The organism is Kitasatospora sp. NPDC023176, assembly GCF_055560495.1.
In genome coordinates, this window is the sequence record NZ_JBVHIP010000073.1 from 1 (window position 1) to 12322 (window position 12322).

General features: G+C 68.7%; 13 protein-coding genes and 5 pseudogenes. 7 read left to right on the forward strand and 11 right to left on the reverse strand.

Annotated elements, in window-relative coordinates; all coding sequences use genetic code 11:
• Nucleotides 1–206, reverse strand: a pseudogene (locus ACZ3YL_RS41925) (type I-E CRISPR-associated endonuclease Cas1e); the annotation flags it as partial.
• A 3-nt stretch (nt 207–209) separates the two neighbouring features.
• Entirely contained in the window at nt 210–890 is a 681-nt protein-coding gene (gene cas6e, locus ACZ3YL_RS41930) for a type I-E CRISPR-associated protein Cas6/Cse3/CasE (RefSeq protein ID WP_465663076.1), read from the reverse strand.
• A gap of 117 nt (nt 891–1007) precedes the next feature.
• Here cas6e and ACZ3YL_RS41935 point away from each other — a divergent pair, with 117 nt between their 5' ends.
• Nucleotides 1008–1622 carry a hypothetical protein gene (locus ACZ3YL_RS41935; protein WP_465663078.1) on the forward strand — a complete coding sequence of 205 codons (615 nt, stop codon included), beginning with the start codon at nt 1008–1010 and terminating at the stop codon, nt 1620–1622.
• Between the two features lie 325 nt (nt 1623–1947).
• On the forward strand, nt 1948–2730 hold the full coding sequence (locus tag ACZ3YL_RS41940; protein WP_465663080.1) for an IS5 family transposase: 783 nt from the start codon (nt 1948–1950) through the stop codon (nt 2728–2730).
• Here ACZ3YL_RS41940 and ACZ3YL_RS41945 read toward each other — a convergent pair.
• Together ACZ3YL_RS41945 and ACZ3YL_RS41950 are read right to left on the reverse strand one after the other, a co-directional pair.
• Entirely contained in the window at nt 2696–3166 is a 471-nt protein-coding gene (locus ACZ3YL_RS41945) for a hypothetical protein (protein ID WP_465663082.1), read from the reverse strand. The genes ACZ3YL_RS41940 and ACZ3YL_RS41945 overlap by 35 nt on opposite strands.
• An 815-nt stretch (nt 3167–3981) precedes the next feature.
• Nucleotides 3982–4647 carry a hypothetical protein gene (locus tag ACZ3YL_RS41950; RefSeq protein ID WP_465663084.1) on the reverse strand — a complete coding sequence of 222 codons (666 nt, stop codon included), beginning with the start codon at nt 4645–4647 and terminating at the stop codon, nt 3982–3984.
• 465 nt (nt 4648–5112) lie between these two features.
• Here ACZ3YL_RS41950 and ACZ3YL_RS41955 point away from each other — a divergent pair, with 465 nt between their 5' ends.
• Nucleotides 5113–5322: a hypothetical protein gene (locus ACZ3YL_RS41955; protein WP_465663086.1), complete on the forward strand. Its 210-nt coding sequence runs from the start codon at nt 5113–5115 to the stop codon at nt 5320–5322.
• A gap of 155 nt (nt 5323–5477) precedes the next feature.
• Here the strand turns inward: ACZ3YL_RS41955 and ACZ3YL_RS41960 are convergent, their stop codons facing one another.
• The 4 genes and pseudogenes from ACZ3YL_RS41960 to ACZ3YL_RS41975 form a co-directional block, all read right to left on the reverse strand.
• The gene (locus ACZ3YL_RS41960; protein WP_465663088.1) at nt 5478–6050 is read right to left on the reverse strand and encodes a YrhB domain-containing protein; all 573 of its coding nucleotides are present in this window, start codon (nt 6048–6050) and stop codon (nt 5478–5480) included.
• A gap of 81 nt (nt 6051–6131) precedes the next feature.
• Nucleotides 6132–6530, reverse strand: coding sequence for a hypothetical protein (locus ACZ3YL_RS41965; RefSeq protein ID WP_465663090.1), 399 nt, complete (start codon nt 6528–6530; stop codon nt 6132–6134).
• A gap of 504 nt (nt 6531–7034) precedes the next feature.
• A pseudogene (locus ACZ3YL_RS41970) lies at nt 7035–7247 on the reverse strand (helix-turn-helix domain-containing protein); the annotation flags it as partial.
• A 207-nt stretch (nt 7248–7454) separates the two neighbouring features.
• Nucleotides 7455–7712 (reverse strand): hypothetical protein, encoded by a 258-nt coding sequence (locus tag ACZ3YL_RS41975; protein WP_465663092.1) that lies wholly within the window; start codon nt 7710–7712, stop codon nt 7455–7457.
• A 659-nt stretch (nt 7713–8371) separates the two neighbouring features.
• Here ACZ3YL_RS41975 and ACZ3YL_RS41980 point away from each other — a divergent pair.
• Nucleotides 8372–9082 carry a hypothetical protein gene (locus ACZ3YL_RS41980; protein WP_465663094.1) on the forward strand — a complete coding sequence of 237 codons (711 nt, stop codon included), beginning with the start codon at nt 8372–8374 and terminating at the stop codon, nt 9080–9082.
• 215 nt (nt 9083–9297) lie between these two features.
• The gene (locus ACZ3YL_RS41985) at nt 9298–9717 is read left to right on the forward strand and encodes a DUF5959 family protein (protein WP_465663096.1); all 420 of its coding nucleotides are present in this window, start codon (nt 9298–9300) and stop codon (nt 9715–9717) included.
• Between the two features lie 70 nt (nt 9718–9787).
• Here ACZ3YL_RS41985 and ACZ3YL_RS41990 read toward each other — a convergent pair.
• A pseudogene (locus ACZ3YL_RS41990) lies at nt 9788–9892 on the reverse strand (IS21-like element helper ATPase IstB); the annotation flags it as partial.
• Nucleotides 9893–10120: pseudogene (locus tag ACZ3YL_RS41995) on the reverse strand (NUDIX domain-containing protein); the annotation flags it as partial.
• Between the two features lie 141 nt (nt 10121–10261).
• On the opposite strand from ACZ3YL_RS41995, the gene ACZ3YL_RS42000 reads away from it, so the two are divergent.
• Together ACZ3YL_RS42000 and ACZ3YL_RS42005 are read left to right on the forward strand one after the other, a co-directional pair.
• Nucleotides 10262–10489, forward strand: coding sequence for a hypothetical protein (locus tag ACZ3YL_RS42000; protein ID WP_465663098.1), 228 nt, complete (start codon nt 10262–10264; stop codon nt 10487–10489).
• Between the two features lie 60 nt (nt 10490–10549).
• Nucleotides 10550–11719 (forward strand): hypothetical protein, encoded by a 1170-nt coding sequence (locus tag ACZ3YL_RS42005; RefSeq protein ID WP_465663100.1) that lies wholly within the window; start codon nt 10550–10552, stop codon nt 11717–11719.
• A 291-nt stretch (nt 11720–12010) separates the two neighbouring features.
• Here the strand turns inward: ACZ3YL_RS42005 and ACZ3YL_RS42010 are convergent.
• Nucleotides 12011–12322, reverse strand: a pseudogene (locus ACZ3YL_RS42010) (hypothetical protein); the annotation flags it as partial.

The following is a 12322-nucleotide window of genomic DNA, read 5'->3' on the forward strand; positions in this document are numbered from 1 at the left end:
ACGGCGCCGTGGGTGATGCGTGTGCCTGGGCCGAGGAGCATGACGGCGACCATGGCGGCCGGGACGCGTACGGTTTCCCGCTTGTTGATGACGACAACGGCGTTCTCGTCGCGGTCGATGTGGCTGCGCTCGACGTAGACGCTTGAGACGCGGTCGGCGAGACGGTGCAGGTCGTGGGGGTGGGCTTTCCACCAGATGTCGGCCACCGGTCAGCGCGGTCCGGACGCCGCAAGCGGGGCGAGCGTGAGCAGGCCGCAGCCGTAGGCCTTGGACGGGCCGATGCCGCCGAGAAGCACGGTCTGCAGGAGGCCGGGGTCGGTGATGCGAAGGTGTCCTTCGAAGGTGGCCGTGGTGAGGGTAACCGGAGTGCGGGTGCCGGGCTTGGTGAAGGTGCTGCGGCTGCGGTCGGTGATCCGCACTTCCCGGGCGGGCTGTGCCTCGGGGGACACGTCCGGGGCGGAGGGTTCGAGGCCGGGGGCGGGGGTGTCGGTGCGGGCCTCGGGGACGGTGAAGCCCCAGCGGGTGGTGCGGTCCAGGAACCACGTGAGCTGGTGGGCTGCGGTGCGGTGGGGCACGCGGTAGGAGCGGTGGTGGAGTTCGGCGGCGGTCTTGCTGCGGTGCCCGCTCGCCTTGTCGGGCTTGGAGGTGTTCTGGACGGGGCTGGCCTTGAGGCGGAAGGCGAATTCCCGGCCGAGGGCCAGCTGGTCGAGCAGCGGGCTGTAGTCGCGGATCGCGTAGTGCTCGCCTTCGGCGTCGGGCCATCCGGCCTGTTCGACGATGTGGGTCCAGTCGGGCTTGGAGGGGGTAAGTAGCCGTTGCTCAATCGAGCTTGGTGAGCGTGAGTTCGAGCCTGCCAACTCGGTCGGGTGACCTTCTGGTCGGCTGGGCATGAACGAAGGCTCCCGAACAACTCGGGTGCCAGGTCACCGCCGGGCTGGGCCCTCCGCGTCCGGTGTCGCCAAAGACGGATAGCCTCCGGCGAGAAGGGGCAGCTGACAGGAGTGGACGTGAACATCGAGGAGATGCTGGACCGGCTCGGCGCGGTGATCGGGCCGCCGCCTGCGGAGGGCGTTTTCCCGGTCCCGTGGGAGCTCGCGCCGCAGGCGCTTGGCTTCCAGTTGCCCGCGGACTACCGGGCATTCGTCGACCGGTACGGGATGGTCAGCATCAGCAACGAGTTGCACATCTTCACACCCTCGGTGGCGCCAAGTCCGGCGGTCGGTGAGCCGCTCGGCTTCGAGGGATTCCTGTACTGCACGACGGATCCCCACGGATACACCGCCATGCTGGCCCAGGCTTACGAGGCCGGGGACTACGACGAGTGCCCGTACCCGCTGTTCCCTGCCGAGGGCGGGCTTCTGAAGTGGGCCAACAACTGGAACTCCGACCATTTCTTCTGGCTGATGCGGGGACCGGACCCGGACCGCTGGCCGGTCGCTGCCAAGTTCGACTCGCTGCTGGAGTGGGACCTGTTCGAAGGCGGCTTCCTGGAGTTTCTGCTGGCGGCAGTGACGGAACAGTACCCGTACCACGGGGACGTTGTTCCTGGTGGGATGAATCAGGTCGGCGACGGCCGCGCCTATCGCCTTCGGGGTGACTGGTCGAAGCAACTCTGGCAATGAACCCGCGAACACGGCCAACGGCCGACTCAGGGCGGTGCCGGCTTGGCGACCTCACCCGCCGCCCCTCAAGCGATCTCGGTGATCGTGAGTTCGAGCCCGCCCACTTGGTCGGGTGACCTTCCGGTCAGCTGGGCATGAAAGTGGGGCCTCCCGCACAGCTCGTGGGTGTCGAATCCAACCGAGCAACAGGAGGCCCCTGGCGCCGCAGTCTTCCGTGCCTACGCCGCTGCCGTCCAACTCCGCACCACTGTCGTGTGATTGCCTCGCCCACCGGTTCGGGAACGCCGAAGACCGGCCGCACAGGAGTCCGAGGTATCCCTCCGACATGAGCGACGCGGAGTGGGCCGTCGTGCGTGACGCGATGCCCGTCCCCGCCTGGCTGGAAGGAAAGGGCGGGCAGCCGGAGGGCTACTGCCATCGGCAGATGGTCGACGCCGTGCGCTACCTGGTCGCGGGCGGTATCGCCTGGAGGGCGGTGCCCGCGGACTTCCCCGCGTGGGATCGCGTCTACGCCTTCTTCCGACGTTGGTGCGACACGGGTCTGGTCTCCGAGTTCCACGACCGGCTGCGCGACAGGGTCCGCCGGGGCGCGGGCCGCGATCCGGAGCCGGCCGCCGGGATCATCGACTCCCAGTCGGTGAAAGGGGCCGCATCCGTGCCGGCCGCGAGCCGGGGCTTCGATGCCGGGAAGCGAGTGAACGGCCGCAAGAGGCATATCGTGGTGGACACCCTCGGCCTGCTGTTGGTCGTGATGGTCACCGTGGCATCCTCCACCGACCGCGAGAGCGGCCGGAGGCTGCTGGCACGACTGCGCGAACGGCACTGGCGCATCACGATGGTGTGGGCCGACGGCCGTTACACCGGGCGCCTGGTCGACCTCGCCCGCGTCGCCTGGCGGATCACGCTGACCGTGATCAAGCGCAGCGACGACACCGCGGGCTTCGTGGTGCTGCCGAAAAGGTGGCTGGTGGAACGGACGTTCGCCTGGCTGATGCGCTCACGCCGCCTGGCCCGCGATTACGAGACCCGCACCAACACCTCCGAGGCGATGATCCAGTGGTCGATGAGCATGGTCATGAGCCGCCGGCTCGCCCGGCGACCACACTGAACATCCCCGGACGGTCCTCGGCCAGCCAGCCCCGCGCGGCCAGACGTTTCACCTTCGACCGAACTCCCTCGACCTTCGCCGGGACCGGCTCCAGCCCGAGCGCCACCGCGAGCTGCCGACAGTCCATCACCTCCCCGCCCCGATCAGACAAGACCTCCACGAGCCGCCGGTAGTCCGGCGCCAACACCGCCGGAACGATCCCCTCCTGCCAACGCGGCACCACCGAACCGGGCAGCGTCGCCCCCTCGCCGGCCGCCACGACCGCCGGCGTATCCCCGGCCTCGCATGGTCCAGCCAGGACCTCGGCCACCATCTCACGGGCGATCACAACCCGCTCCCACGCCGCCTCTGCCACCCTCAGCTCGGCCTGAAGGACCTCCGCCCGCTCCCGAGCGGCACGCTCACGCTCCTCCAGCAGCCCCATCACCGACGGCATCCCAGCACCTCCACTGAACGGGCGACACATCATCCCGTCCTTGCCGCCGAAATCCTTGCCCTATGCCTGACCAGCGCAACTCCACCCGTCACTATCGGAAAGACAACGCCCACTGAGCGAGGGCGAACGCTTGGCCGCACTCGGCCGACTGCTGACCGACACAGACGCACCGATGCGCCTCCGTGTCGCTGGCGTCATCGTCCTCCTCTACGCGCAACCCCTCACACGGATCGTCCAGTTGACGATCGACGACGTGCTCCACGACGGAGAGACCACGCTTCTGCGGCTTGGGGAGCCCGCCTCGCCCGTCCCCGCACCGGTCGCTGCCCTGCTGCTGGCGTACATCGCGGACCGCGACAACATGAACACCGCCACCAACCAGGCATCCCGCTGGCTCTTCCCCGGCCGCCGAGCCGGCCAGCCAGCCCGCCCCGACCACCTGTCCGCACTCCTGGGCGAGATCCGCATCCCGGTCTCAGCCGCCCGCGGCGCCGCCATCCGACAGCAACTCCTCGAACTGCCCGCCCCCGTCGTCGCAGACGCCCTCGGCTACCACGACAAGACCACCAGCCGCCTCCTCAGAGAGACCGGTGGGATCTGGAGCCGATACGCCGCCGGCGATCACACCCGGTCACCAGCAGGCTGGAGTCCTCGGGGGACGGCGAACGCTGAACACGAGAGCCCACCGGTACTACGACGGCCAGATGACGACGCCATCACGCATAACCAGCGGCGCTGCCTGGCGCGACTCGTAGAACCGGGTCCACCCCAGATCCACACTGCCGTGCCGCCAGCCGCGACAGCGGACCTGGCTGTCAGTCCTGGCTGGAGAGCGGAGTCCGCAGCTCAAGACGGAGTCGGGCCGAGATCTCGCGAGCCAGCCCCCTCCTGAAGGCACCGCTAAGCTCGTCCGCGTGACTCACGATCAGGTCGAGATCGCGCAGCTGGCGCCGGACCTCGGCGACGAGCGTCGCATCGGTGTACGGGATGTCGTACCCCCGGAGTTCGTCGAAATAGTCGTCACGCAGGTCAGCGGCATCCACCGCCCGTCGGCTGACCTCGATCGCGAACTCGACACACCCGAACAGGTACGCGTGCGCGGCCTGCAGCGTGGCTTCCGCAGCAGGTTCGCCCGCCTCCTGGGGTCCTTCCTGGCCGTCGTTGTGGCAGTACTCGCTGAGCATGAACTCGGCCACCCCGCGGTTCACGGCCGCAAACGCGCTCCCGTCGCCGAGGACGCCCGCCCACACCGAATCCAGCAGGGGTCGCAGGCTGAGGGTGAACGGAGCCTGGTGGTCCTCGGGCAGCGACTCGTGCCAGCTCAGGTGCCGCTCCGCGACGCCTGCGGCGAACACACCGCGCTCGTCTGAGGATATGCCAGCCAGCCGCGCTTCCACGGTCTCCGCCAACGCCTGCCAGTTGTTCATCCGAACACCCCTGAGTTGCGATACCAGCCCGTTCGCGCTGGAGACGGCGATCATCGCATCCGTCGGCGACAGGGCCGCACAGGACAGGTACCGGCTAGTACAGCAACCGCACTCGCCGGAGCGCCGCGGGCCGCGGGCATGGGCTCACGGCTGCGGACAGCCTGCTTGAGTACCCAAGCGGAACGGGGGTACGTAGCTGTCACTGACCGTGATCAGCTGGCTCGCCTCGCAGAGGGGCTCGCGACAGTTGAATACGCGAGCCCACCAGTATCAACCCCCAAGACCCCCGAGGCACGCGCCGGAGTGATCATCTCCTGCGTCGTGGTTGGTCCTGGAGATGCTGGCCGGTCCGCTGCCCGGCATCTACGACCCATCCGGCCCCGGCCGGATGCTCTTCGGGTTCTTCGCCGCCATGGCCGAGACCGAGCGCGAGAGCATCCGCGAGCCACCCTCGAAGGGCTCGACGCCGCCGCCCGCAAGGGCAAGCACGGCGGCCGGCCCCCCGTCATCACCGACGACATGCTGCACACCGCGCTCCGGCGCCGTGCCGCCGGCGAGTCCGTCGAGCAGATCCGCCCCGACCTGATCATCCCCATCGGCAAGCGCAAGGGCCACAACCCCGGCCTGGCCAGCGTCTACCGGGCCCGCGCCGAGCACGAGAAGCGCCAGGCGTACCCCGAAGCCGTTGAGGCGGCCCACGCCGACTTCGCCGCCCTCCAGGCCGACTGACGGCGGATCAACCTACAAGATCATCTCAGTGTGGGTTTTGCAGGCACCTTGGCCGGACCCCCGGACCCCCGCGAGTTCGAGGAAACTGAAGGATGTTCATGGTGAACCCGCGGGTTGACCACCCTGATTCTCGGCGAAGGACCCGTGAGTTCGCATCAAGACACGGAGCCACCCTCAGCGGTCGACTGCACAGCTGGCGCGGAGCTCGCGCGGTGAATGGTGTGAACGCCGAGGACAGGATCGAGGGCAGGGCCGAGGGTGCTGGTGGCGATGGCCGCCAGGTGAGGTGGTGCGGTGCCTACCTGCAGAGCGGTGACGTACTCGATGACCTGCGCGTGCGTGAGTGTCGGGACGCGCTGCCGCAGCACGTGCATGGCGATGATTCGTCCATCGGCCGCCGCCGCCCGGCGGATCTCCTCGTGCAGGTCATCCACTGCGGTGCGTGTGGTCATCTTCCTGATGCGGGTCCGGTAGTCCAGCTCCCACTCGCCGGTAACCGCTGCGACCGGTCCGATCTGGTGAAGACTCCCATCGAGGCGATCCACCAGGTAGGGGCCGTTGCCGCCCAAGAGCTGACCTGGGTCTCCCGTGCGTAGGTATTCCGCGGTTTGGTAGTAGACGATCCAGACGAGTTCGTGGTCCTCGACCTCGGTCACCACCAGCCGCCCCGAGTACCTGCGGTCCAAATCTTCCTGGGCCACCCGGATCGCGAAGTCACGGTCGATCATGTCCGGCAGCATCTCGCATGCCGTAGGAGACGACCAGGAGTTTTCTTCCGCCGGGTTCGTTACGTTCCCCGGGTGAGGAATTCAGGCGTCCGTCGCGTGGAGGTGCGCCTCGACCGGGCCCAGGTGCTGGTCATGGGCCAGGACGATTTCGTCCGCAAGGTTAAGGACGCGGATGCTCCCGGTCTCGAACTGCAGCGTGATGCCGATGGCGAAGTCGAGGTTCTCGCGCCGGTAGTGGATCTCCGGGGTGGAAAGGATCCGCTGCCCAACAAAGCGAGTCATCGGGAAGTCGGGGAGGTCGTCCTCGACCGTGGTGTGGCCGTATTCGTCCATGTCGTAGGGGCCATGAGGCTGGTCGATCTCCATGGACAACCCGTCCCCCGGTGTGTGGAACTGGACGGGGCCGAGGTCGTCCATGTGCAGCCACATGTGCAGGAGGGAGGGTTCGGTCTCCTGGTAGTGGTGCCAGGACGTCGTCACCTTCAGCAAGCGTCTGCCGACCAGGTCCTCAGCGTGATCATCCACCGATGCTTTCACGGCGTTCAACAACTCGGCACTGGTTTCCAGGAGGCGCCGGGCGGAGTCCGCGTAGCGGATGACGGTCTTCTCGGCCAGGCCGAAGATTTCGGCGAGGTGGAGCGGGTCGGGGCCGTGGACGAGGGCTTCTTCGAGTTGGCGGTCGACGCGGAGCCGTTCCAGGGTGGCCCTCTGGCCGCGAAGTGCGGCGGAGATGGAGACGCCGCTGATGGGGCCGGTCTCCAGCGCGGTCTGCTTGTTGATCAGCAGGTGCGGGTTGGCGGTGTCGGGCCAGCGGCGTCGCCGGTGCTCCAGCCAGGCGAGGACGGCCTGCAGGGTGAGCTCGTCCAGGGGACGGACGCGGCCGTCGATGACGAGCCGGCGGTCGCCGACATCGAGGTCGTCGAGCTGGAGGCAGCGGATCGCGCCGGGCCGGGCGGGTCACCGCGGCGACGGAGGACCGGACGTCGGCTCGGGGAACAGCAGGTCGCCGATCTCGCAGCCGAGCACGACGCAGATGACTTCCAGGTCCTCCAGCTTGAGGGAGACCGGTCGACCGGACCACAGGCCGGACATCTTCCCGGCCGAGATGACCAGCCCGTGCTTGGCGAGCATCCGCTGCAGCTCGGACGCCTTCCAGATGCCCTTGTTCGCGGCGGTCAGCCGCAGGTTCCACTTCATCCCATCAGTCCTTCCAGCCGCTTCGCGGCCCGCTGCTGCCCGGCGAGCCAGGCATCTTCCACCTGGTCTGCTGGACATGGACGTACCGCATCGTCGTGGCGATCCAGGAATGTCCCAAACCTCCTGAATCGCGACCAGGTCCAGGCCGCCTGAGTAGAGTTCGGACGCGCAGAAGTGCCGCAGGACGTGTGGCGTCAACTTCTCGGCTCAGCCGGGAAGATGGGCCTCAACGGCGGCGGTCAGGCCGTTGCGGAGGGCGTCGTTGCCGACCCGGCGCGAGGACCGGTCTGCGTTTCTGCGCTCGGACGGGAACAGTGGGGCGCCGGGGCGGGTATGGTCGTCGTCGAACTGGCCCCAGACGTCCTCGATGAACCACCGCAGCGTCCGGTCCGCACCGTTGATCAGCGGCACCATCCGCTCGCGCGGCCCCGAGCGGGACCAGTCGTTGCCGGTTGTGTATCTCAACGCGGTCGGCGATGCCCGTGCGGATCCAGACGCTCGCTATGCCGGCGGCTTGGGCCAGACCGTGCGCCTCTGTCACGTCCAGAAGGTTCGGGGGACTTTTCTGCCGCGTGACGTCGCGCCGGAACTGGTACATCGGCTCATCGGAATCTATGCGTCCTCCTTGTGTGGCTTTTCAGCCTGCCCAATGGCCGGGCCGCCTGCTCACGGACAACGTCACCTCCGGGCAGGGGACGGTTGCTTCAAGCTGACTCTGACCGGCGTTCCGTAAGAGGCCGGTCGTACGGGCGAGCGCCGCGGCCGTGACTCGTCCGCTGTTAGCGGTGCTCTTCCACATAGAGCATGCGGCGGTCGGCATCCGCACGGAACTCGTGCGCGAGATAGCGTCCTGCCGTCCCGCCGGTTCCTACAGTCCGGTGCCGCAGACCCTGCCCTGGCCTGCCCGGGCGTCGCCGTCGCCGCCGTCCACCGCCTCCACCCGAACCGAGCAGCGCAGGCCATTCTCACCGGCCGCTGACCTGCGACGACACCCGAAACTCACCGGCGCCCAGAGGCGAAACTCCCCACCGCAGACACCTCACGGTGCGAAGCCCTCAAGTTGATGTCCGGGTAGTTCATGGGGCGGTCGAACAGAGCGGATCTTCGTACGCCAGAATCTCGGCATGGCGATGGCACGACACTGGTACTCCTCAGCTCCCGCTGTGGACGGCCTCCCGTTACTGGGCAAGCCCGGTTTCTGGGCCGCGCACCTGGTCGACCTGTGCGAGGGCGTGCCGCCAGAGGCCTTCGGCGTGGACGCCGCCGATGCCGGCGCCATGCTGGAACACCTGCACGACAAGTCGGCCTGGCCTACGTTCACGGTCCCGCTGAAGGGCGGGTTCTCGATCGTCGTGCACTACAACAGCGGCGAGGAGTACACGAGCACGGACTACTTCCTGGTCAGCCCGGGCAGCACCGACGCGGTCCTGGCCAGCACGGATCAGGAACGCATCGGTCCGGGCTTGTGCTGGCCGGAGCTCGCCGCGATCCTCCCCGCCCCTGACGGAGCTGTCGGTGTGACCGATCCCCATGCCCGTCTGCTTCTGCTCCTTCCGGCGCTGGGCGACGCCGAGGCACCCGAGGGGGCCGTGGACGTGGTCGTCGAGGCGCTGATCGCCCAGGGTGCCTTGGAAGGGTGCGAGCCGCTGGCCCGGCGCCTGCTCCAAGGACACCCGATGTGGGGCGCCCAGCCGTGGTCATTCGACGCGGACGAACGGAGCTGGATCTGCGACGGCGAGCACAGCCCGCGACAGGTCCCGCTCGGCGACCACCTGCCACCCGGCCGGCGAGGCGCATTGGAGGTCTGCCTCGGCTCCGCCGTGCCGGACGCGTGAACCGTCAGGCAGCAGCGGCCACGACCGGGGCGGGGAACGCCGTCTTGGCTGCGTAGGTGACAACGGACAGCACTTGTCGACGAGTTCGGGCAGCAGATGCTGATCTGCGGGCTGCGAAATGTCGGTGAGAACTGACAGCACCGACGGGGGTGTCCGTGCGTGTCGGTGGTCTCCGGAATGATGCCCCTGTTCGAGGTCGATGGAGAGGGGCTGTCATGGATGACGAGCTGGGCGATCTGATCCACCTGACTGATCCGCCGGGAACGAGCGGTCACGCTGTGTCTCTCCGTGTGCTGGAGTGGCCCGCCCCGGGCAGTGAGGTCCTCGACTGCGAGTTCGTCGTGTCGACCGGGACCATCAACGGCAGCTTTCCCGTCGGCATCACGTCCGATGACCTGGACCAGTGGGAGGAAGCCCTGGACAAGCTGGTCGGCAATCGGTTCGTCTCGTGGCTGAACTCCGGCCGGACGGTCCAGCTCGGGATCAAGCCGTTGGCTTCTGGAGCGATCGGTGTGTCGCTTCAGGACGCTCCGTCCTCGCAGGTGACGGTCAGCCTGCCTCTCTCGCCATCGGCCGGCTGGATCGAGGACCACCGTGTGCGCCTCGATCATGTGCGGCGGGTGTTTGCGGGCTGACCGTTCTGGGGCCGTGTTCGAAGGGCGTCGCCAGGTGGCGGCACTCTCCGAACACGGCCCCAGACAGTCGTCAGCTGACGACTGCCTGCTGTTCGGCGCGGGCGCGGGTGGTGGCGAGGCGGTAGGAGTCGGTGCCGGTCTCGATGATGTTGCCTCCGAAGGTGAGTCGGTGGACGAAGCGCAGCACCGCCAGGTCGAGGCCGATCTCCTCGAGCAGCTCGCGGTGCAGCGCGTCGATCGGGTCTTCGCCGTCCTTGTCCTCGGCCAGGCCGCCGGGCAGCGAGTGCTGGAGGCCGGCCTCCCGCTGGCGGCGGATCAGACACACCCGGCCGTCGTGGACGAGGACGGCGCACACCCGCACTCGGACCGGGCTGTCCCGGCCTCGGGACTGGTGAGCTCGCATGTTGAGGTGTCGCGTATTCCAGCTCAGAGCGCCCCTATCGGTCACGTTGGGTCATGAGGGCGGTGTCCAGGGTCCGGCCCGGAGTGAGTATGTTCGTCCGATGTGCGCGCGTTCGAAACGCTTCGGGAGGGGAGAGTGCCGGTGGACGTCGTCGCGATTATGGAAGCACTGGCCGAACAGGGCGTAACGGTGCTGTTCAAGGCCGACGCTGAGCGGATGGCAGAGAGGGGCAAGCCTTGGACCTTCGTCGCCAGTGGAGCGCCGTTGCGCGAGGACGTCCTTGTACGAACCGATGCCGCGACTGTGGAGCAATGCCTCGCAGTGTGCTTGCCCCGCCTGCGTGAGCTGGGCTTTTCGTTCCCTGACTGAGAGAGCGGGTGTGACCGAACCGCCGCCCTGGACGTCAGTGCCGGCTGCTTACATGAGCCCATGGACACCGTGCACACGACCGCCGCCCTCCTCCCGGCCCCCGCCGAGCTCCGCGCGCACCTGCGCGCGCTGGCCGTACTGGACCAGGCGATCTGCCGCGACCCGCGGTTCTCCCGCTACTCCTTCTCCACCACCTGGGGGCCTGGGACGGAGGCGGCCCTGATGGACAACGGCTCGGGTGACGACTTCTCCGTCCTCTTCACCCCGGCCGGTGTCCTCGTCCGCGGCTTCGACCACGAGTCGGAGATGAGCCCGTACGCCACGGATGACGAACAGGTCCGGCCCGGGGTCATCGACGAGGTGCCCGCCGCGCTGCGCCCGCTCCTGGACGACCCGGCCTTCGTCGACGAGGGCCTCGACGCTCCGCGGGTCACCGCCTGCCTGTGGTGGGAGACCGGCGGCGGCGCCTGGCGCACCGGCTCGGGCATCGAGTTCCCCTCGGGCAGCCCGGACCCGGACGGCTCCGGGCACCTTTTCCGCATCCTCACCGACCGCTCCCCCGAGGCCGTCCAGGCGCACTTCGAGGAGGACTACGGGCGGCCCGTCCCCCTCGACACCGTCCGCCACGTCCTCGCGGGCCACCCCCTGACCCCCGAAGCCGCCCACGGCCTCAACCCGGCCGCCCTCTCCGACGAGGCCCTGCTCCGCCGGATCGCCGCAGACCCCGAGGTCGAGGCATACCTCGCCTGCGACGGCGAATTCGACCTCACGCGAACCGACCCCATCGAGTCGATCGCCCTGCCGGCCGGTCTCCCGGTGGAGCCCGTGGCCGGCTGCAACGCGGGAGGCACCCACTACCTCTGCGGCCCGGCCGGCTCCGACCGCGTCCGCCCCGTCCTCTACACCGACTCCGAGGGCCAGGCTTCCCTCATCGCGGAGTCCCTCGCCGAGGCCCTGACCCTGGCCATCGTCCTGCCCTCCTGGCACGACGCCCTGGCCGGCTTCCGTCCCCCCGCGCTCAACGCCGACTACCTTGAGGACAACCCGGACCACCCCGAGGTCCGCGACCGCCTCCTTGCCGCCCTCCGCCTCCCCGCGGCCACCGAGCCCGAGGTCCTGGCCCGTCTCCTTACCACGGCCGCCCGCACCGTCCCGGACGGCTTCCTCCCTTCGGTCGAGGGCGAGGAGGACGCGGCCTTCGAACCGATGCTCCGTCTGCCGGCCGAGTAGGACAGCCCCGCCGCGCCGCGTGGTGCGGTGCGGTGCGGTCGTCGGGCTTCCTCCGGCACCGCGTGCGGCACTTTGTCCAGGGGAAACGCGGGACCGCACCAGTGCGGCGGACCCCCGCGCGGCGCACTCTGCAGGGCCTGTCCATAGGCGCGCCGCGCGCTGCTGGGACCGTCCATCGCGCGCGGGCCGGCGCGCGGATGTGGGCCGACGTGGTGCCGGTCGAACCGTACCTGGCGGGGACGTGCGCGACCGCTGTCCAGGAGTCCTCGGTGGCCTGGCGCACTGTGGCTGCTACTGCAGGATGCCGACCGCCCGCGCCACCACCAGCACCACCGTGATCAGCGACACCGCCGACTGCGTCATCATCAGCAACTTCGCCCAGACCGACAACGGCATGGTGTCCGTCGGGCTGAAGGCGCAGGCATTGGTGAACGCCACATACAAGTAGTCCGGGTAGGAGGGCTCCCAGCCCGGCTCCGCTATGCCCTCCTGCTGCATCTGGGGGAAAAGGAAGTCCGGGTACGACTTCACCCCCTGGGCACGGGCCGCCGGGCCGCCTCGGTCCCACTCCCAGTACCAGAGCGAAAAGGCGATGATGTTGGT

What these genes read in the sequence shown, in the direction of transcription:
- ACZ3YL_RS41940 (WP_465663080.1), top strand. Translation starts at nt 1,948, where the DNA reads ATGAGCGACGCGGAGTGGGCCGTCGTGCGTGACGCGATGCCCGTCCCC.
- ACZ3YL_RS42005 (WP_465663100.1), top strand. Translation starts at nt 10,550, where the DNA reads ATGGACACCGTGCACACGACCGCCGCCCTCCTCCCGGCCCCCGCCGAG.
- ACZ3YL_RS41980 (WP_465663094.1), top strand. Translation starts at nt 8,372, where the DNA reads ATGGCGATGGCACGACACTGGTACTCCTCAGCTCCCGCTGTGGACGGC.
- ACZ3YL_RS41960 (WP_465663088.1), bottom strand. Translation starts at nt 6,050, where the DNA reads ATGATCGACCGTGACTTCGCGATCCGGGTGGCCCAGGAAGATTTGGAC.
- ACZ3YL_RS41955 (WP_465663086.1), top strand. Translation starts at nt 5,113, where the DNA reads ATGCTGCACACCGCGCTCCGGCGCCGTGCCGCCGGCGAGTCCGTCGAG.
- cas6e (WP_465663076.1), bottom strand. Translation starts at nt 890, where the DNA reads ATGCCCAGCCGACCAGAAGGTCACCCGACCGAGTTGGCAGGCTCGAAC.
- ACZ3YL_RS41945 (WP_465663082.1), bottom strand. Translation starts at nt 3,166, where the DNA reads ATGCCGTCGGTGATGGGGCTGCTGGAGGAGCGTGAGCGTGCCGCTCGG.
- ACZ3YL_RS41950 (WP_465663084.1), bottom strand. Translation starts at nt 4,647, where the DNA reads ATGATCGCCGTCTCCAGCGCGAACGGGCTGGTATCGCAACTCAGGGGT.
- ACZ3YL_RS41985 (WP_465663096.1), top strand. Translation starts at nt 9,298, where the DNA reads ATGGATGACGAGCTGGGCGATCTGATCCACCTGACTGATCCGCCGGGA.